At 73.2% G+C, this 17,385-nt stretch carries 21 protein-coding genes; 10 read left to right on the top strand and 11 right to left on the bottom strand.

The features are described 5' to 3' along the window. The first annotated feature begins 39 nt into the window (after positions 1-39). Positions 40-1,131 (top strand): ABC transporter ATP-binding protein, encoded by a 1,092-nt coding sequence (locus tag OG618_RS14420; RefSeq protein WP_329487809.1) that lies wholly within the window; start codon positions 40-42, stop codon positions 1,129-1,131. Positions 1,132-1,205: 74 nt separating this feature from the next. Here OG618_RS14420 and OG618_RS14415 read toward each other — a convergent pair whose 3' ends face one another. From OG618_RS14415 to OG618_RS14400, 4 genes are all read right to left on the bottom strand, one after another. Further along, positions 1,206-1,532 (bottom strand): nuclear transport factor 2 family protein, encoded by a 327-nt coding sequence (locus OG618_RS14415; RefSeq protein ID WP_329487808.1) that lies wholly within the window; start codon positions 1,530-1,532, stop codon positions 1,206-1,208. 40 nt (positions 1,533-1,572) lie between these two features. Beyond that, positions 1,573-2,142, bottom strand: a complete 570-nt coding sequence (locus OG618_RS14410; protein ID WP_329487807.1) for a hypothetical protein — start codon at positions 2,140-2,142, stop codon at positions 1,573-1,575. Positions 2,143-2,211: 69 nt separating this feature from the next. Beyond that, entirely contained in the window at positions 2,212-2,397 is a 186-nt protein-coding gene (locus tag OG618_RS14405) for a DUF397 domain-containing protein (protein ID WP_329487806.1), read from the bottom strand. 4 nt (positions 2,398-2,401) lie between these two features. Continuing rightward, positions 2,402-3,247, bottom strand: coding sequence for a helix-turn-helix domain-containing protein (locus OG618_RS14400; protein WP_329487805.1), 846 nt, complete (start codon positions 3,245-3,247; stop codon positions 2,402-2,404). A gap of 271 nt (positions 3,248-3,518) precedes the next feature. On the opposite strand from OG618_RS14400, the gene OG618_RS14395 reads away from it, so the two are divergent. After that, positions 3,519-3,881 carry an ATP-binding protein gene (locus OG618_RS14395; protein ID WP_329487804.1) on the top strand — a complete coding sequence of 121 codons (363 nt, stop codon included), beginning with the start codon at positions 3,519-3,521 and terminating at the stop codon, positions 3,879-3,881. Then, positions 3,878-4,153: a hypothetical protein gene (locus OG618_RS14390; protein WP_329487803.1), complete on the top strand. Its 276-nt coding sequence runs from the start codon at positions 3,878-3,880 to the stop codon at positions 4,151-4,153. Before OG618_RS14395 ends, OG618_RS14390 begins: the two co-directional genes overlap by 4 nt. A gap of 102 nt (positions 4,154-4,255) precedes the next feature. On the opposite strand, the gene OG618_RS14385 is transcribed toward OG618_RS14390, so the two are convergent. Together OG618_RS14385 and OG618_RS14380 are read right to left on the bottom strand one after the other, a co-directional pair. Then, a complete protein-coding gene (locus tag OG618_RS14385) occupies positions 4,256-4,996 on the bottom strand; it encodes a CDP-alcohol phosphatidyltransferase family protein (protein ID WP_329492110.1) in 741 nt (246 codons plus the stop codon). A 155-nt stretch (positions 4,997-5,151) separates the two neighbouring features. Continuing rightward, positions 5,152-5,583: a DoxX family protein gene (locus OG618_RS14380; RefSeq protein ID WP_329487802.1), complete on the bottom strand. Its 432-nt coding sequence runs from the start codon at positions 5,581-5,583 to the stop codon at positions 5,152-5,154. A 105-nt stretch (positions 5,584-5,688) separates the two neighbouring features. Between OG618_RS14380 and OG618_RS14375 the strand changes: the two genes are divergently transcribed. Continuing rightward, positions 5,689-6,243 carry a TetR/AcrR family transcriptional regulator gene (locus OG618_RS14375; RefSeq protein WP_329487801.1) on the top strand — a complete coding sequence of 185 codons (555 nt, stop codon included), beginning with the start codon at positions 5,689-5,691 and terminating at the stop codon, positions 6,241-6,243. 54 nt (positions 6,244-6,297) lie between these two features. Here OG618_RS14375 and OG618_RS14370 read toward each other — a convergent pair whose 3' ends face one another. Both OG618_RS14370 and OG618_RS14365 read right to left on the bottom strand, forming a co-directional pair. After that, a complete protein-coding gene (locus OG618_RS14370) occupies positions 6,298-7,017 on the bottom strand; it encodes a YidC/Oxa1 family membrane protein insertase (protein WP_329487800.1) in 720 nt (239 codons plus the stop codon). A gap of 90 nt (positions 7,018-7,107) precedes the next feature. Continuing rightward, positions 7,108-7,401 (bottom strand): DUF6412 domain-containing protein, encoded by a 294-nt coding sequence (locus tag OG618_RS14365; RefSeq protein ID WP_329487799.1) that lies wholly within the window; start codon positions 7,399-7,401, stop codon positions 7,108-7,110. A gap of 254 nt (positions 7,402-7,655) precedes the next feature. Here OG618_RS14365 and OG618_RS14360 point away from each other — a divergent pair, with 254 nt between their 5' ends. Further along, positions 7,656-7,940 (top strand): type II toxin-antitoxin system Phd/YefM family antitoxin, encoded by a 285-nt coding sequence (locus OG618_RS14360; RefSeq protein WP_329487798.1) that lies wholly within the window; start codon positions 7,656-7,658, stop codon positions 7,938-7,940. Next, entirely contained in the window at positions 7,933-8,355 is a 423-nt protein-coding gene (locus OG618_RS14355; RefSeq protein WP_329487797.1) for a type II toxin-antitoxin system VapC family toxin, read from the top strand. Before OG618_RS14360 ends, OG618_RS14355 begins: the two co-directional genes overlap by 8 nt. A gap of 77 nt (positions 8,356-8,432) precedes the next feature. Here the strand turns inward: OG618_RS14355 and OG618_RS14350 are convergent, their stop codons facing one another. Beyond that, positions 8,433-9,536, bottom strand: a complete 1,104-nt coding sequence (locus OG618_RS14350) for a Gfo/Idh/MocA family protein (protein ID WP_329487796.1) — start codon at positions 9,534-9,536, stop codon at positions 8,433-8,435. A gap of 210 nt (positions 9,537-9,746) precedes the next feature. Then, complete coding sequence (locus tag OG618_RS14345) at positions 9,747-10,811, bottom strand: lytic polysaccharide monooxygenase auxiliary activity family 9 protein (protein ID WP_329487795.1); 1,065 nt, start codon at positions 10,809-10,811, stop codon at positions 9,747-9,749. Positions 10,812-11,230: 419 nt separating this feature from the next. On the opposite strand from OG618_RS14345, the gene OG618_RS14340 reads away from it, so the two are divergent. The 4 genes from OG618_RS14340 (at position 11,231) to OG618_RS14325 (ending at position 15,371) form a co-directional block, all read left to right on the top strand. Beyond that, entirely contained in the window at positions 11,231-12,010 is a 780-nt protein-coding gene (locus OG618_RS14340) for an HAD-IIA family hydrolase (protein WP_329487794.1), read from the top strand. 95 nt (positions 12,011-12,105) lie between these two features. Continuing rightward, entirely contained in the window at positions 12,106-13,281 is a 1,176-nt protein-coding gene (locus OG618_RS14335) for a low temperature requirement protein A (RefSeq protein WP_329487793.1), read from the top strand. 200 nt (positions 13,282-13,481) lie between these two features. After that, positions 13,482-14,159, top strand: a complete 678-nt coding sequence (locus tag OG618_RS14330) for a uracil-DNA glycosylase (protein ID WP_329492109.1) — start codon at positions 13,482-13,484, stop codon at positions 14,157-14,159. 78 nt (positions 14,160-14,237) lie between these two features. Further along, positions 14,238-15,371: a glycoside hydrolase family 6 protein gene (locus tag OG618_RS14325; protein WP_329487792.1), complete on the top strand. Its 1,134-nt coding sequence runs from the start codon at positions 14,238-14,240 to the stop codon at positions 15,369-15,371. A gap of 57 nt (positions 15,372-15,428) precedes the next feature. Here the strand turns inward: OG618_RS14325 and OG618_RS14320 are convergent, their stop codons facing one another. Continuing rightward, positions 15,429-17,360, bottom strand: coding sequence for a galactose oxidase-like domain-containing protein (locus tag OG618_RS14320; RefSeq protein WP_442906794.1), 1,932 nt, complete (start codon positions 17,358-17,360; stop codon positions 15,429-15,431). Between the last annotated feature and the right edge of the window lie 25 nt (positions 17,361-17,385).

The following is a 17,385-nucleotide window of genomic DNA, read 5'->3' as shown; positions in this document are numbered from 1 at the left end:
CACGGCCCGGCGTACCCGGTAGCGAAGGAGGCGTGAGCCATGACCCTGAGGCCGGTCCCCGCCGCCCCGATCACGGCGGCGGTCTCCGTGGCCGGACTGACCAAGTCCTACGGGGGGAGAGTGGTGTTGGACGGCATCGACCTGACGGTCCCCGAGGGCACGGTGTTCGCACTCCTCGGGGCGAGGGCAGCCGGGAAGAGCACCGTCGTGCGGATCCTCTCCACGCTCGTCCCGGCCGACGGCGGGGTGGTGCGGGTGGCCGGGCACGAGCTGGTGCAGCGGGCGGGCCGGGTCCCGCAAGCGGGCAGGGCCCTGCGAGGGGGCAGGGCTCGGGGCGCGGGTGCGGGTGCGGTCCGGGGCGTGGGCGGAGTTCGGGGTGCGGGTGCGGGTGCGGTCCGGGGCGTGGGCGGAGTTCGGGGCGCGGGTGAGGTCCGGCGGGCGATCGGTGTCGTCGGCCAGGTCTCGGCGGTGGACAAGCTGCTCACCGCCGAGGAGAACCTGCTCCTGATGGCGGACCTTCACCACCTGGGTCGTCGGGAGGGGCGCAGGAGGGTCGCGGAGCTGCTGCGGCGCTTCGAGCTGAGCGAGGTGGCGAACGGAGCGGCCGCCGGTCTCCCGGTCGGCGTGCTGCGCACGCTGGATCTGGCGATGGCGCTGGTCGGGGAGCCTCGGGTCGTCCTGCTCGACGAGCCGACCGCCGGCCTCGACGCGGCCGGCCGGCAGGCGCTGGGGGAGTCGGTCCGGGGCCTCGCCACCGACCACGGCCTCACCGTCCTGCTCACCACGCGGCACCTGGAGGAGGCGGACCGGGTCGCCGACCGGACGGCCGTGCTCAACGGTGGCCGGATCGTGGCCGAGGGCACGGCGGCCGAGCTGAAGCGGTTCGTCCCGGGCAGTCACCTGCGGCTGAGCTTCGCCGGCCGGGCCGAACTCCGGGCGGCCGCAGCGCTCTTCGACTACGCGGCGCCGGACGAGGAGGCGCTGGCGCTGTCCATACCCGGCGACAACTCGATCGTCACGGTGAAGGCCGTGCTGGATGCCCTGGACCTCGCCGCCGTCCGCGCGGAGGCGCTGACGGTGCACGGCCCTGATCCGGAGGAGGTGCTCACCGCCCTGTTGTCGGCGGGGTGACGGGTGAGGGCGGTCGAGCAGGGCGGGGCGAGCAGGGTGCGGCGAGCAGGGTGGGGCGAGCAGGGTGCGCGGGCTCAGCCGAGGAACTCGACGCGGTCGATGAGGCCTTCGCGGACCCGGTAGGCCACCAGGACGCGGACCGGTTCGTCGGACAGGCCGTGGGCGACTTCGTGGTCGACCACCCAGTCGCCCTCGGTGAGCCGTCCCACGATCTCCGCCCGGCAGCGGCCTGCGGCGAACTGCCGGGTGTAGGTGTCGCGCAGTGCCTGGCGGCCCTCCAGTCGGCTGCCGTCCCGCCGCAGAACGAGGACGTCCTCGGCGTAGGTGGCGACGAAGGCGTCGATGTCGTGACCGTTGTAGGCGGTGAGCTGCTGCTCGACCACGTCCTGCGGGCTGGTCATGCAGGGTGTCCTTTCGGGTCGGATTCGGTTCGGAGCCGGGTCAGTTCTTCAGGACGAAGACGAGTCCGACGACGACCGCGATGAGGAGGCCGGCGATCATCCCGACCGCCATGGGGCCCACCCGGTCGCGGAGTTGCTTCGACGGCTGGACACGGATGCTCGGATCCGTGCTCAGCTCCCACCAGTTGAGGATGCGCTGGAAGTCCACCTGGAAGTCGGGGGAGGGGTAGATGTCGCTGTGCTGGAGCCCGGGCAGTGAGCGGCGCCGGCCGTTCGTGAGGTAGATCCGGGGCACGAGCGAGTACCCGTACTGGTTGTCGGTCTCGCGGATGTCGATCCAGCGGATCTCGTGCCAGGGATAGGTGCGGCCGCGCCCGAGGCCCCAGCAGATGGTGATGCCGGAGGCGTCGACGGTGGTCCAGGACCGGAGCACGACGAAGGTGGCGAGGCCGACCAGCACCAGGGTCCCGCCGAGCACCCAGCCGAAGCCCGCCGGGCCGAGACGGTAGGCGGCGAACACTCCCTCCACGGCCAACACCAGGCAGAGGACGCCGAGGTGAAGCCAGGACGGGCGATACCGGTCTTTCCCCCGGAAGCTCAGTTCGATCACCGTTCGCACACTACGCCCCGGGCCCCGGGCCCCGGTGGAGAGGGGGTGAGGCCCGGGCGGGCCCGGGTGTCAGACGTCGAACTCGCCGTTGCGGATCCCGGCGAGGAGGTCACGCCACTCGTCGGTGGTGAGTTGGGCGACGGAGGAGGGCTGGAGGCTGCTGCGGAGGTAGACGGTGTCGGCGGTGATGGCCACCTCGGGGCAGTTGTTGGAGTTGGCGCACGCGGCAGGGCGCATCCAAGAAAGGTTCTCCATTGGCCTAAATCTCCCTCTTGATGGTTGAGATCAGGTCGCGTGAATCATCAGCGGAAAGAGACCTATCGGTCATCTTCGCTATGATCGCGCTGTACTTGTCCAAGTACTCCGTTGAGTGGAGGTAGATCGGCCCATCCACGGAGTCGTACTGGACCGTATCAAGGCGTGGCACTGGACCATTTGCATAGATGATCGCCTGGCCGGATCCTACGAATCCTCCTGATTCGAAGGGCACAACGCGCAAAGTCACATGGGGAAGATGTGAGAGTTCAAGCATCCAGTCCAGCTGCTCGCGAGTGACCTCGCGACCCCCGAAGCGCATGCGAAGAGCCGCTTCGTGAACCAGTGCCGTGTATGGCTCGGCGCCGCCCGTCATGAGAATCTTGGATCGCTTCATGCGATGCTCGACGCGAGTCTCGATGATTCGAGGCGTAAGTGGCGGCTGAGCCTCCACGAAGACAGCCCTGCTGTAGCGTTCGGTTTGCATGGGGCCGGGTGGATGGCAGATCTGGTATGAGTGCATGCCCTTGGCATGGAACTCGAACTCGGCGATTTCCAGAAACCCTGCCGGTACGGATTCCCGATACTCTTCCCACCAGCCCTTGGCTCGCTCACCTGCCATCTCGGCGAGAGCGTTGACGTACTCGGAATCGGATTCCTTGTATCTGTCGGCAAGGGCGATCACTCGCTCGGGAGTCACTGTGTAGCTCCCCTGCTCGATGAGCGTGACCTTCGTGCGGGCCAGGCCGAGGACTGCGGCGGCCTCAGCAGTCGTGACACCCGCAGCGTCGCGCATCTTGCGTAGTTCGGAACCGATGCGCTGCCGTCGTGCAGTCGGGGGAGATGACATGGGGTCAAGCATCCATCGCGACCGTGCTGGGAGTCCAGTTGCAGAGAGGGACATGTACTAGACCGGGTGGTACATGTCCCTCGCATGCCCTACAGTCTGTGATGCACCGCTCACCGAACGGGTTGTCAGTAACGCCAACCCCTAGGGCAGTTGGTACCTGCTGCCCGGGCACCGAAGAGCATCCGTATGTGGTCCTTCCAGCGCCGCTGCGGACTTGCTCACGGCGACACCCTCACCGGTGTGCCCCCCCTACACCGCAGGGAGATTCCCCGTGTGTAATCGCAACTCCCCTTCCCTCACCCTCGCCCGCGAGGGCCTCCGCAGCGCCATGGCGCGGAGCGGCTGGCACCCCGAGGTCATCGCCGACGCCGAACTCGCGCTCGCCGAACTCATCGTGAACGCCTGGCGGCACGGCCGGACGTCCTCGCCAGTCGTCCTGGTGTTCATCAACGACACCACGCTGCGGGTCTCCGTGAACGACGACAGCTGCGAGCTGCCTGAGCAGCGCCACCCCTCCGACCTCGCCGAGTGCGGGCGCGGCCTCCAGCTCATCGAGGGCCTCACCCACCGGTGGGGCGCCGAGCCCTGCAAGCGCGGCAAGGCCGTCTGGTTCGAGCTGGACGCCGTCGCGTGAACGTCGTCCACCTGCCCGTTCCCCCGCGGCCTCACGAGGCCGCCACCACCACCGTCCCCTACCTCGCCGTCGAACCCTCCCCGGACGCCGCCGTCCAGCTCCGGCTGGCCGTCGACGACCCCGTCGGTGCGGATCCCGACGAGCAACTCGTCTTCCGTCTCACCACCCGGCAGGCCGAGGACCTCATGCACGGCCTCGCCTGGCGGCTGGGCTGGCGCTGCGGCAGGCCCCTCGGCGCCATCTCGACGAGTCCGCCGTGCTCGGACTCCTGAGCCTGATCGTCCTGTCCGCCGTCGTCGGCGCGGTCTGCCAGGCGAGGAGCGACGCCCTGCGCCGCGACGCCGCCGACCGCGCCGGGACGGTCCGGTGGCCGGTCAGCGCAGGCGCGACGAGGAGAGGATCGACGCCAGGTGGGCGACGACCATCCCCCAGGTGATCACCGCGATCGCGGCCAGCGCGATCCGGGTCGGCCCGAGGTCGCCGACCGCCGCGTCCGCCACCGCCGTGGCCAGCAGCACCAGCGAGGCCTCGATGCCGTTGGTCACCCGGTGGATCTTGAAGATGGAGGCGAACCGTCGCGCGGTGGCGATGCCCTGCGAGCGCGGCTGGGTCGACTCCTCGTCGGCGGGCGCCAGCCCGCTGCGGGCCCGGGCCACGTCGACCAGGTCGGTGGAGGCCTTCAGCAGGACGACGCCCAGCGCCGTCGCCAGGCCGACCGAGATCCACAGGTCGGACCCACCCCGGGCGGCCCGGATGCCCGCACCGATCATCAGCGCGGCATCGGCCAGGTAGGCGCCGAGCCGGTCGACGTACACGCCCGCCGTGCTGAACTGCCGCTTCCAGCGGGCCACCTCGCCGTCGACGCAGTCGAACAGCAGGAACCCCTGGAACAGCAGGGCGGCCAGGATCGCGCCCGTCAGCCCGGGGATCACCAGGGCGGCCCCGGCGCCGACGCCGCAGACCACCATCACCCAGGTCAGGGTGTTCGGCGAGACGGACGTCCGCACCAGCCGCCGCGTCGTCCGCAGCGAGATCCGGCGCATGTAGAGGCGGCCCGCCCAGTGCTCACCGTTGCGGCTCTGCATCTTGGCCTGCGGCTGGCAGACCTCCCGCATCTCGGCCAACGTCGGGGCTGCGACCTTCACGAATTCCTCCACCTTGTCCGGCCGGACTCAGAAACGATCAAAGGCTACGGCCTGCCGTGGCCACGGTCCGGGGCGGGTCTCCAAGTGGCGCCGCCGGGCCGGCGCGGAGGCGCGAGGGCACGGGATCAGCCCGCGAAGGTCAGTGCGGCGGCCGCGACGAACAGCACCTGGAGAGCGGTGCGGGGGCCGATCGGGGTGACGCCGGGGAGTCGGCGGCGGGCGGCCGAGACGTTCGCCGGGAACATCGCGATCATCATGAGGATCAGACCCGCGGACGCCAACCTGGTCGTCGCCGGGACGAGGATCAGGACGGCGCCGGCCAGCTCCAGCAGGCCGGTCAGCGTGATCAGCAGCTCCGGCCGGGGCAGGTCCGGCGGGACCATGGCGACGAGTCCGCTCCGCAGGCGCGGGAGGAAGTGCGCGGACGCGGTGAGCAGGAACATCGCGGCCAGTCCGACCCGCAGGGCGGGGTGCCAGCCGTCGAGCACGTCCACACCCGCCAGTCCGGCCAGGCGGGCGGCCAGGAATCCGGCGACAAGAGCGATCAGGGGTGCCATCTCGGCCTCCGAAGGTGCGGGTGGTGCCCTGCGTGCAGGGCATCTTGACACCATCAAGTTAGGTGCGGCCGCGCCATCTTGTCAATGGAAAGTTATGATCGGGGCATGTCTGCTCAGCCCTATCACCACGGTGACCTGAGGAATGCCCTGCTCGCCGCCGCCGCCGCGGCCATCGAACAGAGCGGGCCCGCCGCGCTGAGCCTGCGCGAGCTGGCCCGCCGGGCCGGCGTCTCCCACGCCGCCCCCGCCCACCACTTCGGCGACAAGGCGGGACTGCTCACCGCACTCGCCGCCCAGGGGTACGAGCTCCTCGCCGACGCGGTACGCGCTGCCGGGCCGGACCTGGCCGGGGCGGGGATCGCCTACGTCCGGTTCGCCGTCGGGCACCGCGCCCACTTCACGGTCATGTTCGAGCCCGGCCTCTACCACCCGGACGACCCGCACCTGTCCGCCGCCCGGGCCCGCGCCGACGAGGCCCTCGCCGCCGCGCTCGCGGCGTCCGCCCCGCAGCACGCGCGGGAGCGCGAGCTCAAACTGGCGGCCTGGTCGATCGTCCACGGCTTCGCCCAGCTGTGGAACAGCGGGAGCCTGCCCGACCGCGCCGGGGAGGACCCGGCGACGATCGCCCGCGCGGTGATCGGCAACCTGCTGCGCGCCTGAGCCGCCCCGGCGGCGGGGGCCCCACCCGCCGCCGGACCGTGCGCCGCGCGCCGGTCAGATCAGCGCCACCGCCGGCACCGGCGCGGTCCCGCCCCGGTGCAGCCAGCCGCGTTCGGCGGCCGACCAGGCGGACGTGGTCAGCAGGTAGAGCGCGGCGGCCAGCGGCACCAGCGCCGCGAACAGCACGGTGCCGAACGACAGGTACGGCATGACCGCCATCAGTCCGGCCTGCCCGGGCTGTCCCGGCTGTGCCGGCTGCTTCGGAGCGGCCGCCTGCGCACGGCGGGCCCGGCGGAAGTTGACGTACCCCACGGCGGCCAGCCCGGCGTACAGCGCGCCGAACACCACCCACTGCGCGGCGCTCTGCGCGCTGCCCGCGTGCAGGCCGAGCGGGACGCCGAAGAGGGTGTGGCCGAGCAGGTCGTTCGGGGTGGTGAACAGCCGGTACATCACCGAGAAGAACGGGATCTGGATCAGCATCGGCAGGCACCCGGCGAACGGCGAGGCCTTCTCCTCCCGGTACAGCTCGGCGAGCGCGGCCTGGAGCTTCTCCGGCTTGCCCTTGTGCTTGCGGTTCAGCTCGGCGACCTTCGGCGCGAGCCGGGCCCGCGACTTCTCGCCGCGCGCGGCCGCCCGCGCCAGCGGGTGCAGGGCGAGCCGGACGCAGACGGTGAACAGGACGATCGCCAGCGCGGTGGGCACCAGCTGGGCGAGGGAGGCGACGACGTCGTGGGCCAGGCCGACGGCCGGGTCGAGCACTGCGAAAACGGACATGGTGGAGCGAGCCCTCCGGGGTCTCAGCGTCTCAGGACATGAGTGATCGGCGGAGGGCGGCCGCGTGGACGGCGGTGGAGAAAGGGGTGGTTACGCGGCCGCCGGGGCCGCGCCCGGGGCCCTGGGGCGTCGCCTGCCCCGGGCGTCGGGATCGCGCTGCGGGAGGAAGGCCGTCCGGAGCGCCCGGCGCCGCAGCGTCCCGTCCCGGACGGCGGCCGGCGCCCGCGCGCCCAGCAACCGGGCCGCGGCCAGCGTGCCCGCGACGGCGCCGGCCAGCAGCACCACGGCCGCGGCGGCGGCCACCGAGGTCAGCGTCCCACCGTCGGTGAGCGCCTCCCCGGTCAGCACCCGGAGCAGGCCGAGCAGCATCGCGACGAATCCCACGGTGAGCTCCTCTCCTGCCGAGTGCCGAGTGCCGAGTGCCGAGTGCCGAGTGCCGGGCACCGAGTGCCGGGCGTACCGGCTGATGAACCGACCGGTGTGCCGACGGACGCGCCGTGCTCGGCGGCACCGAGTCCGGGCGTTGTCGACGATGGTACGACGCCCGGCGCTCCCGGGGGAGCGCGCGCTCACGGCGGGCGGCCCCGGCGCTCCCGCGCACCGTAGCCAGCGGTGCTACCCGGGGCTACCTTGGAAGGATGAAGACGATTACCCAGCGGGAGTTCCGGAACAACTCCGCCGCGGTGATGGACGCGGTGGAGGCGGGCGAGACCTTCCACATCACCAGGAACGGGGTCGAGGTCGCGGAGCTGCGGCCGGTCGCGGAGCGGCGGCGGCTCACGGCCGAGGAACTGGTGGCGCGGCACGTGAAGCTGCCGCGGGTGGACTACCAGCAGATGCGCAAGGAGGCCGAGGAGTACTTCGGCCCCGAGGAGCTGGTGGGGGACGACGGCGACGACCCCTTCGAGCGGCGGCGTGGCTGAGCGGCGCAGGGCGCCCCGGCGCCGACCGGCCGGGGTGCTGGACACCTGCGTCTACATCGACCTGGCGCTGCTCAACCCGGCCGAGCTGCCGGCCGTGCCGGAGCTGACCGCGATCACCTTCGCCGAGCTCCAGCAGGGCGTCTCGATGGCCCGGGACGCGGTCAGCCGGGCGTCGCGGCTGGAGGTGCTGGGCGCGGCGATGGCCGACTTCGACCCGCTGCCCTTCGACGCGGCCGCCGCCGCCCGGTACGGGACGCTGGTCACGCTGACCATCGCCGCCGGGCGCCAGCCGCGTCCGCGCCGGATCGACCTGATGATCGCGGCCGTCGCCTCCGCGCACGGGCTGCCGCTGTACACGCGCAACGTGGCGGACTTCCGGGGCCTCGGCGCGGCCGTCGAGGTCATCGGGATCTGACCGGATCCGACTCGGTCCGGCCGACTCCAGCCGGGGCCGACCGGGTCCGACCGGCCGCGCCGCGCCCCCGGAAGGGGTCAGCCGAGCCGGACGGTCGTGCCGGTGGCGGCCGAGGTGCGGGCGGCCTCCAGGACGGTCAGGGTGGCCACGGCGTCGAGCGGGTCGACCGGCGGCGGAGTGCCCGGGTCGGCCAGGGCGGCGGCGACGCCCGCGTAGAAGGCGGGGTAGTCGCCCAGGTCGGTCGGGACGGTGGTCGCGTCCTCGTCGGTGCCGACGGTGCCGTACCGGGAGGGCTGGTCGGCGCCCCACGGCGCCCCGGCGCGGCCGGTGCCGTCCGGGCGCTGACCGGCGCGGAGGTCCTCCTCCTGCGGGTCCATGCCGAACTTCACGTATCCGGCGGTGTCGCCGAGCACCCGCAGCCGGGGCCCGACGAGCGGGGTGATGGCGCTGGTCCACAGGTGGGAGCGGGTGCCGCAGGCGTGGGTGAGGGCGAGGAAGGCGTCGTCGTCGACCACCGCGCCGTCCCGTCGGGTGTCGATCTCGGCGTAGACCGTCTCGACCGGGCCGAACAGGGTGAGCGCCTGGTCGACCAGGTGGCTGCCCAGGTCGTACAGCGTGCCGCCGCCCTCGGCCGGGTCGGCCAGCTCGCGCCAGCCCGCCTTGGGCTTGGGGCGGAACCGCTCGAACCTGGACTCGAAGCGGTGCACCCGGCCCAGCGCGCCCTCGCGGACCAGCCGGGCGGCGGTGAGGAAGTCGCCGTCCCAGCGCCGGTTCTGGAAGACGGAGAGCAGGACGCCCTGCGACCGCGCCAGCGTGCAGAGCTCCCGCGCGTCGGCGGCGGTGGCGGCCAGCGGCTTGTCGACCACGGTGGCCAGCCCGGCGCGCAGCGCGGCCCGGGCGAGCGGGACGTGGGTGCGGTTGGGCGAGGCGATCACGATCAGGTCGAGCGCGTCCCGGTCGGCCAGCAGCTGCTCCGGGGTGTCCACGGCACGGGCGCCGGGGTGGTCCGTGCGCAGCTGGGCGCGGCGGTCGGGGTTGGCGGTGACCACCGCGTCCAGCCGGAGGCCGGGGGTGCTGGCGATCACCGGGGCGTGGAAGGCGGATCCGGCCAGACCGTAGCCGATCAGGCCGACACGGAAGGGGCCGTCGTGGTCGCGGGAAGGGCGTGAGGAGGGGCTCATGCGCCTTACTCAATCACGGTGCGCCAGCACGAGGTATCCGATTGGCCCCGGTTTCGGTGCCCTCGGTGTGACGGACGGTGAGGCGGCCGGGGTGGTTCGACCGGGACGCCCGCCGGTGGGGCGGCGGGCGTCCCGGCGGTCCGGGGGCGGGTCGGTCCGGGGTGGTCGGGGTCAGCGGGCGGTCCGGGGTGGCCGGGGCCGGCGGGCGGGTCAGCGGGCGTGGGCGCCCGGGGTGCGGCGGCGCTGACGGTGGATGACGGCGACGACGGCGCCGGCCAGGAGGAAGGCCGAGCCGATCGAGGCCAGGACGCCGAGGGAGCGGTCGGAGCCGGTCTGGGCGAGCCGCTCGTGATCGGTGGCCGGCACCGGGGCGGGCGCGGCGGCCTGCGCAGGAGCCTGCGCGGGAGCCTGCGTGGTGGAACCGGGGCCGGCCACCGCGGCGGGGCCGGCCGTGGGCGGCGGCGTGGTGGCGGAGGCGGCGGGGGTGGTGGCCGCGGCCGTCGGGGCGGCGGTCGGCGTGGCCGGAGCGGTGGTGTGGTCGTGCCCGGCGGGGTGCCCGGACGACGGAGCCGGGGCGGTGCCGCCCGGAGCGGGGGCGGGCGGCGTCGCGGGTGTCGTCGTCGGTGCGGTGCCGCTGCCGTCGAAGACCACGTCCGAACAGGAGTAGAACGCCTCCGGGCTGTCCGAGCGCTGCCAGATCGCGTAGATCAGCTGGCGCCCGGTCTTCCCCGCCGGGACCTTGCCGGGCAGCACGTAGGAACCGTCCGTCAGCTGCGGGTCGGTGACCGTGAGGAACGGCTGGGGCTCCAGGTCCGCCCAGGTCAGCGGCTTGGTCGGGGAGTAGCCGGCGTTGGTGACGAAGAGCTGGAAGGTGCCCCGGTGCGGCGCGGTGGCGCGGTAGCGGAAGGTGAAGTCCGACCCGGCCGTGAGGTTGGTGGCCGGCCAGTCGGCGCGCGGCAGGTCGAGGCCCTTGTACAGGTCCGAGCCCGCGCTGCACAGCCGGCCGTCCGGGATCAGCTCGCGGTGGCGCCCGGTGGCGTCCCCGATCCGCAGGCTCATCCAGTCGTAGAGGGCGGCCGTGCCCCCGGCGGCCACGGCGGCCCGGCAGGCCGCCGACTTCGGGTGCTCGGCGCCCTCCAGGTAGCAGCCCTCGATCCGGCTGAGCGGATTCTGCATCGAGCCGTGCGCGGCGGCGGATCCGCCACCGACCCCGACGGTGAGGCCGGCGGCGGCGAGGGTGAGGACGGCGGCGGGGAGGCGGTGGCGCACGGGCATGGTGAGGGGACTCCTTCGCGGGAGCGGGGTGAGGGTGGTGCGGTTCACGCTAGCCGGGCGGCGGGGGCCTGCTGAGGGGCGCTCAGAGAGGTTAGGGGCGGCTTAAGGAGCCGTTGAGGCGGGAGATCCGCAGGACGGTACCGGAGCCCGTCCGGAGCCGGTCCCGGCCCGGGGCCCGGTGCGGGTCCCGGGGCGGGCTCCGGCGCGGTCGTCCGGACCTGGGCGTTCCGGTGGGCGGGACGTACTGCCGTCGGGCTGGTGTGCGGATTAGGCTGTGCCCCGTTGGGGCAGCCAGCAGTACCCCCGGCGGTCCGGTGTCCCGAGGTGGGTCCGGCCGGTGGGAGGCGCAACGGTGACGGCGGTGCGCCGCAGATTTGGTACGACCATCGCAAGACGTTGCAACTTCGGGAGACACGCACGTGGCAGAGCGCAAGCCCATCGAGTCCTGGCTGACCGACATGGACGGGGTCCTCATCCACGAGGGCACGCCGATCCCCGGCGCGGAGGAGTTCCTGCGCCGGCTGCGGGAGTCCGGCAAGCCCTTCCTGGTGCTCACCAACAACTCGATCTACACCCCGCGCGACCTCAGCGCGCGCCTGGCCGGCATGGGCCTGGAGGTGCCGGAGGAGTGCATCTGGACCTCCGCCCTGGCCACCGCGAAGTTCCTCAAGGGCCAGCGCCCCGGCGGCACCGCCTACGTGATCGGCGAGGCCGGCCTGACCACCGCGCTGTACCAGGCGGGCTACGTGCTGACCGACAACAACCCGGACTACGTCGTCCTCGGCGAGACCCGCACCTACAGCTTCGAGGCGCTCACCAAGGCGATCCGCCTGATCAACCAGGGTGCCCGCTTCATCTGCACCAACCCCGACGAGACCGGCCCGTCCACCGAGGGCGTGCTGCCGGCCACCGGCTCGGTCGCGGCGCTGATCACCAAGGCGACGGGCGTCGAGCCCTACTTCGTCGGCAAGCCCAACCCGCTGATGATGCGCGAGGCGCTGAACAGCGCCGGAGCCCACTCGGAGACCGCCGTGATGATCGGCGACCGGATGGACACCGACATCGTGGCGGGCATGGAGGCCGGCATGGAGACCATCCTGGTGCTCACCGGCCTCACCGCCGCCGCCGACGTGGAGCGGTTCCCGTACCGGCCGACCCGGGTCGTCCAGTCGATCGCGGACCTGGTCGACCTGGTCTAGCCTCTGCTCTGATGACGCGGGCCCCGCCCGGCCGATGGCCGGGCGGGGCCCGTCCGTTTGCGTGCGCCTGTTGCGTATGCGGAGGAGGGGGCGGGATGAGTACGGCGGGGGAGTCCATCGACGAGAAGCGGGTGACCTGGGCGGAGCTCTACTTCGACCTGGTCTTCGTCTTCGCGGTCACGCAGGTCTCCGGCCTGCTGCACCACCACCACGACTGGGGCGGCGTCGCGCGGGCGCTGGTGGTGTTCGTCCCGGTGTACTGGTGCTGGGTGGGCACCACTGTGCAGGCCAACATCCGCGACGTGGACACCCCGAGGGACCGCCTCGGGATCCTCGCCGTCGGCCTGGCCGGCCTCTTCATGGCGCTGGCCGTGCCCGGCGCCTACGAGGGCCGGGGCGTGCTGCTCGGCGCCGGCTACTGGGCGGCCCGGGTGCTGCTGCTGGTGCTGCTGATCCGCGTCCCGGGCGTCTGGCGCGGACCGTACGGGGTGGGCGTGCTGGTCAGCGGGCCGCTGCTGTTCGTGGGCGGGCTGCTCCCGGAGGGGCCGCGGCTGGTGCTCTGGACGCTGGGCGCGCTCTGCGACCTGTCCGGCCCGGTGCTGTTCCGCAACCGGCTGGCCAAGGTGGCGTACCACCCGCAGCACATGCCGGAGCGGTTCGCGCTGTTCCTGCTGGTGGCGCTCGGCGAGTCGATCGTCGGGATCGGCGCCACGGCCGCCGCCGTCCGCCTCGACGCGGCCGAACTGGCCGCGGTGGCGGCGGCGTTCACCATCTCCGCCGGGCTCTGGTGGCAGTACTTCGTCTACGCGGCGGACGCCATGCGGCATGCCGTGACCGTCGCGGACTCCCGCCGGGACGTCATCCGCCGGGTGTTCCAGTACGGCCACCTCGCGCTGGTGGCCGGGGTGATCGCGGTCGCGGTCGGCTTCGGCGAGACGGTGGCCGACCCGCGGCGGGCCCTCGGGGCGGGCTCGGTGGCGCTGCTGTACGGGGGCTGCGGGCTGTACCTGCTGACCTTCGGCTACACCCGGTGGATGATGTTCCGCGCGGTGTCGACCACCCGGATCGTGGCGGCGGCGGTGGTGTTCGCCCTGGTGCCGGCGATGGTGCGGCTGCCGGCGCTCGTCGTCCTGGTGGTGCTGGCGGTGCTGGTGGTGGCGCTGAACGTGGTCGAGCACGTCCGGGTGGCGCGGGCCGCCGCCGCCGTCCCCGCGGTCGGTGACGGGCCGCCCGGTGTCGAGCCGGTGGGTGCGGGCGCCGCGGCGGAGTGAGTTGTCGGTGGAGCTGTGTAGCGTTCGGTGTGGAAGAGGGCGGGCGGCGCAAGCGGCGCGGTACGCCGGAGGTCGGGGCGGTGCGGCGGTGAGCGGCCGTCCGGTGGGAGGTTGATGTCGTGACGGACACGGTCGAGGCAGGCGTGGTCGAGGCAGCCGGGGTCGAAGCAGGCGGGGCCGAAGCAGGGGCGGTCGGCGGGCTGGAGCTGCCGGAGTCCTGGCGCGAGGTGCTGGGCGCCGAGGCGGAGCAGCCGTACTTCGCCGCGCTGGCGGCCTTCGTGGCGGCGGAGCGCGCGGAGCACCAGGTCTTCCCGCCGAGCGGGCAGGAGTTCTCGGCGCTGGAGGCCACGCCCTACGAGAAGGTCCGGGTGCTCGTCCTCGGCCAGGACCCGTACCACGACGACGGCCAGGCGCACGGCATGAGCTTCTCGGTGCTCCCGGGCACCCGGACGCCCCCGTCGCTGCGCAACATCTTCAAGGAGCTGAACGCCGACCTGGGCATCCCCGCCCCGGACAACGGCTACCTGATGCACTGGGCCGAGCAGGGCGTCCTGCTGCTCAACGCGGTGCTCACGGTGCGCGCGCACGAGGCCAACTCGCACAAGGCCAAGGGCTGGGAGAAGTTCACCGACGCGGTGATCAAGGCGGTGAGCGCGCGCGACGAGCCGGTGGTCTTCGTGCTCTGGGGCAACTACGCCAAGAAGAAGCTGCCGCTGATCGACACCACCAAGCACGTCGTGGTCCAGGGCGCCCACCCGTCGCCGCTCTCCGCCAAGCTGTTCTTCGGCAGCCGCCCCTTCTCGCAGATCAACGAGGCGCTGGCCGGCTTCGGCGTCGACCCGATCGACTGGCAGGTGCCGAACCTGAAGCAGGACTGACCGCACGGCGGGCCGGGCGTCGCGCCGGCCCGCCGTCACCGGCCGTTCACCGGCGTCGGCCGGAGGCCGGTACCCGGTGTGCGAAGCTGGGTGCCGACCTGGTCGCCGGACCGGGTCTGGGAGGGGCGGTACGTGCGCCGGGTATGGCGAGGGGCGGGGTTCCGGCTGGCCGTGGGGGCGGCGCTGCTGGGGCTGACGGCAGGGGTGGCGGGCTGCGGCGGCGGGAGTTCGGCCGACCCGCCGGGGAGTGCGGGCACAGGGTCCGCCGCGGCGCCCGCGCCCACCGGTTCCACCACGGCGAGCGGCGGCGCCGCCGGCGCCGGGCCCGTCCAGCTGCCGGGTCAGACGTTCTACGTGTCCGACCGGACGTCCGCGGCCCGGCAGTTGGCCGCGCTGCGCGGTCAGGGCCGGACGGCCGAGGCCGACACCCTCGCCGGGATCGCCTCCCAGCCCTCCTCGCAGTGGCTCGTCGACCAGGCCGCCCGGGGCAGCGTCGAGCAGTTGAGCCGTCTGGCCGCCGAGGTGGACCGCACCCCGGTCTTCGTCGCGTACAACATCCCGCACCGGGATTGCGGCCAGTACTCGGCCGGCGGCGCGGCCGACGCCGCCGCCTACCGCTCCTGGATCACCGGCGTCGCCGAGGCGATCGGCGACCGCAAGGCCTGGGTGGTGCTGGAGCCGGACGCCGTCGCGCACACCCTGGACGGCTGCGGGGTCAAGGGCGAGACCGCCGCCGAGCGGTACGGCCTGCTGGCCTTCGCCGTCCAGGAGTTGAAGAAGCGTCCGCAGGTCCGGGTCTACCTGGACGCGGGGAACCCCGGCTGGGCCCAGGACCCGTCGGCGATGGCCGGGGCGCTGGGCAAGTCCGGCGTCGCCGTGGCGGACGGCTTCGCCGTGAACGTCTCCAACTTCTACAGCACCGACCGCGACGCGGCGTACGGCGCCGAACTCTCCGCCGCGCTGGGCGGGAAGCACTTCGTCATCGACACCAGCCGCAACGGCAACGGCCCGCTGAGCAGCGAGGCCTGGTGCAACCCGCCCGGCCGCGCGCTGGGCGAGCCGCCCACCGCCGCCACCGGCCGGCCCGGGGTGGACGCGTACCTGTGGATCAAGAACCCGGGTGAGTCGGACGGCGAGTGCGGCCGCGGCGAGCCCCGGGCGGGCGAGTTCTGGCTGCCGTACGCCCTGGGGCTGGCGCGCGGGGGCGCGTAGCCGGGCGTGCCGAACGCCGGGTGTTCGGGCGCGACGGCCGTTCGGGGCGCCCTGGGATCAGGCGGTCACCTGGATCCAGCGCGCGACCGAGGGGGTGCCGGCCCGGTCCGTCACGAACAGCATGTACCAGCCGGGCGGCAGCAGATCGGGGTTGCCGGGCAGGGTGAGGGCGACCCCGCCGGCCGAGCGCGTGCCGACGTCCAGGGCCACCGAGCGCTGCTCCACGTCGGTGGCGTGGGTGACCGAACTCGGCCGGACCAGCTTGGCGGTGGCGATGCCCGCCGGGTCCGGGGTGCCCACCGTGAGCGTGGTGCCGAGCTTCGCGCCGGCCGGGGCGTCGGTCACCCGCGGCCGCGCGCCGTGGAACAGGTACGGCGGGGTGTAGATCTCGATCCGCTGCTCGAAGGTGCCCGGTTCGGTGTCGGCCCTGTCCGCGAAGAGCGGGTCGGAGCCGAGGACCACCACCCGGCCGTCGGGCAGCAGCAGCGCCTCCGAGTGGTAGTCGCGTCCGACGGTCGGCTCGGCCGCGGCGCTGAAGGTGTTGGTGTCCGGGTGGTAGACCTGCGACTTGAGCAGGTCGCTGCGGTGCTTGCCGCGGTAGTCGCGGGAGCCGCCGGTGGTGAACACGGTGTCGTTCGGCAGGATCACGCTGTTGAGGTAGCGGGTGCCGCCGGCGGGCAGGTCCGGCCCGGGGGTGAAGGCGGGCTTCGGGGCGGAGAGGTCGGCGATGTCGGTGCGCGCGGTGGAGAGCGGTGACTCGCCGACGCCCCCGCCGCCGAGCACCATCACCTTCTGCGCCTGGGCGGGCGGCAGCAGGACGGAGGACGAGGTCTCGGTGAGCGCGGGGTCGCGCAGCCCCGGGACGGGCTGGAAGCTGTTGTCCCGCAGGTCCCAGAGCCCCGGGTCGCGGCCCTGGTCCGCCGGGCCGTAGCCCGCGTTGGAGCCGGAGTAGAAGAGCTTGCCGGAGGCGGTCAGGAAGATCGACGGGTAGGTCGGGAAGTAGCGGTCGGGCGCCTTCGACCAGGTCTTGCGGGCCGGGTCGTAGATCTCGTTGTCGTTGCCGCCGAGGATCTGCCCGGTGTCGTCCAGCCCGGAGACGGTGACCACCCGCCCGTCGCCCAGCCCGGTGAGCGTCGGGTACCAGCGGGCGTACGCCATGTCGGTGACCTGCTCGTACAGCTCGGTGTCCGGGTTGAACTCGAAGGCGGAGCGGATGCCCTGGAAGTCCTGCTTCTCCAGCGTCAGCCGGTCGGCCATGCCGTAGAGGTTGCGGGCGTCGGCGCCGTCCAGGCCCTTGATCGCGTACTGGGCGGGGGAGTCCTCGACGGACCCGGTGCCCGCCGCCACCGCCTCCACGAACACGTGCTGCTCGCCGGCCTTCACCACCGTCCGGTCGCCGGCGCCGGTCTTCGTCGCGGCCGGGACGGTCACCTCGGCGGTGGACAGGTAGGTGTGGCCGCCGGGACCGGTGAACACCGTGCCCTTGGGGAAGGTGCGGGCCGCGTCCGGGTTCTCGTTGCGCACCCGCATGGTGCCGGCCGCCTTCTTCACGGCGCCGTCCAGCGCCTCGTAGCGCAGGGTGCCGCCGGCCACCAGCAGCCGGCCGTCGGGCAGCGCGGTGTGGCCGCCGCAGAACATGTCCGCCGGGGTCGGGATCCGCCGGTAGGTGTTGGCGGCGGGGTCCCAGAGCAGGCTCTTGAAGGAGCCCGCGTCGAAGCTGCGCCGGCTGTTCCCGGAGCCGGCGATGATCAGCACCTTGCCGGTGCGCAGCAGGCTGGCGTGGACGGCGTTGATCCGGAACTCGGCCGGGAGGACGACGGTCTGCCAGTGGCCGTACTCGGCCTTGTAGGCCGGGCGGTTGATCACGTACTGGTGGTACTGCTCGTGGGCGAAGCCGAGGACGGCCGGCGCGTTCATCCCGGCCACGGTCAGGGCGACCGTGCTGCCGAGGGCGAAGCGCCTGGTCCGGCCGGCGTTGCGGATCCTCACGGTGGGTGGTCCCTCCTACTGCGGC

It is taken from the genome of Kitasatospora sp. NBC_01246 (assembly GCF_036226505.1).
GTDB lineage: Bacteria > Actinomycetota > Actinomycetes > Streptomycetales > Streptomycetaceae > Kitasatospora.
Note: the sequence above shows the minus strand (reverse complement) of the source record. Positions and strands in the feature narration are given on the sequence as shown.

Bases quoted from the DNA above. Each gene is read 5' to 3' on its own strand.
- OG618_RS14415 (WP_329487808.1), bottom strand. From the start codon at position 1,532: ATGACCAGCCCGCAGGACGTGGTCGAGCAGCAGCTCACCGCCTACAAC.
- OG618_RS14335 (WP_329487793.1), top strand. From the start codon at position 12,106: ATGAGTACGGCGGGGGAGTCCATCGACGAGAAGCGGGTGACCTGGGCG.
- OG618_RS14420 (WP_329487809.1), top strand. From the start codon at position 40: ATGACCCTGAGGCCGGTCCCCGCCGCCCCGATCACGGCGGCGGTCTCC.
- OG618_RS14400 (WP_329487805.1), bottom strand. From the start codon at position 3,247: ATGTCATCTCCCCCGACTGCACGACGGCAGCGCATCGGTTCCGAACTA.
- OG618_RS14345 (WP_329487795.1), bottom strand. From the start codon at position 10,811: ATGCCCGTGCGCCACCGCCTCCCCGCCGCCGTCCTCACCCTCGCCGCC.
- OG618_RS14370 (WP_329487800.1), bottom strand. From the start codon at position 7,017: ATGTCCGTTTTCGCAGTGCTCGACCCGGCCGTCGGCCTGGCCCACGAC.
- OG618_RS14380 (WP_329487802.1), bottom strand. From the start codon at position 5,583: ATGGCACCCCTGATCGCTCTTGTCGCCGGATTCCTGGCCGCCCGCCTG.
- OG618_RS14385 (WP_329492110.1), bottom strand. From the start codon at position 4,996: ATGCGGGAGGTCTGCCAGCCGCAGGCCAAGATGCAGAGCCGCAACGGT.
- OG618_RS14375 (WP_329487801.1), top strand. From the start codon at position 5,689: ATGTCTGCTCAGCCCTATCACCACGGTGACCTGAGGAATGCCCTGCTC.
- OG618_RS14405 (WP_329487806.1), bottom strand. From the start codon at position 2,397: ATGGAGAACCTTTCTTGGATGCGCCCTGCCGCGTGCGCCAACTCCAAC.
- OG618_RS14350 (WP_329487796.1), bottom strand. From the start codon at position 9,536: ATGAGCCCCTCCTCACGCCCTTCCCGCGACCACGACGGCCCCTTCCGT.
- OG618_RS14360 (WP_329487798.1), top strand. From the start codon at position 7,656: ATGAAGACGATTACCCAGCGGGAGTTCCGGAACAACTCCGCCGCGGTG.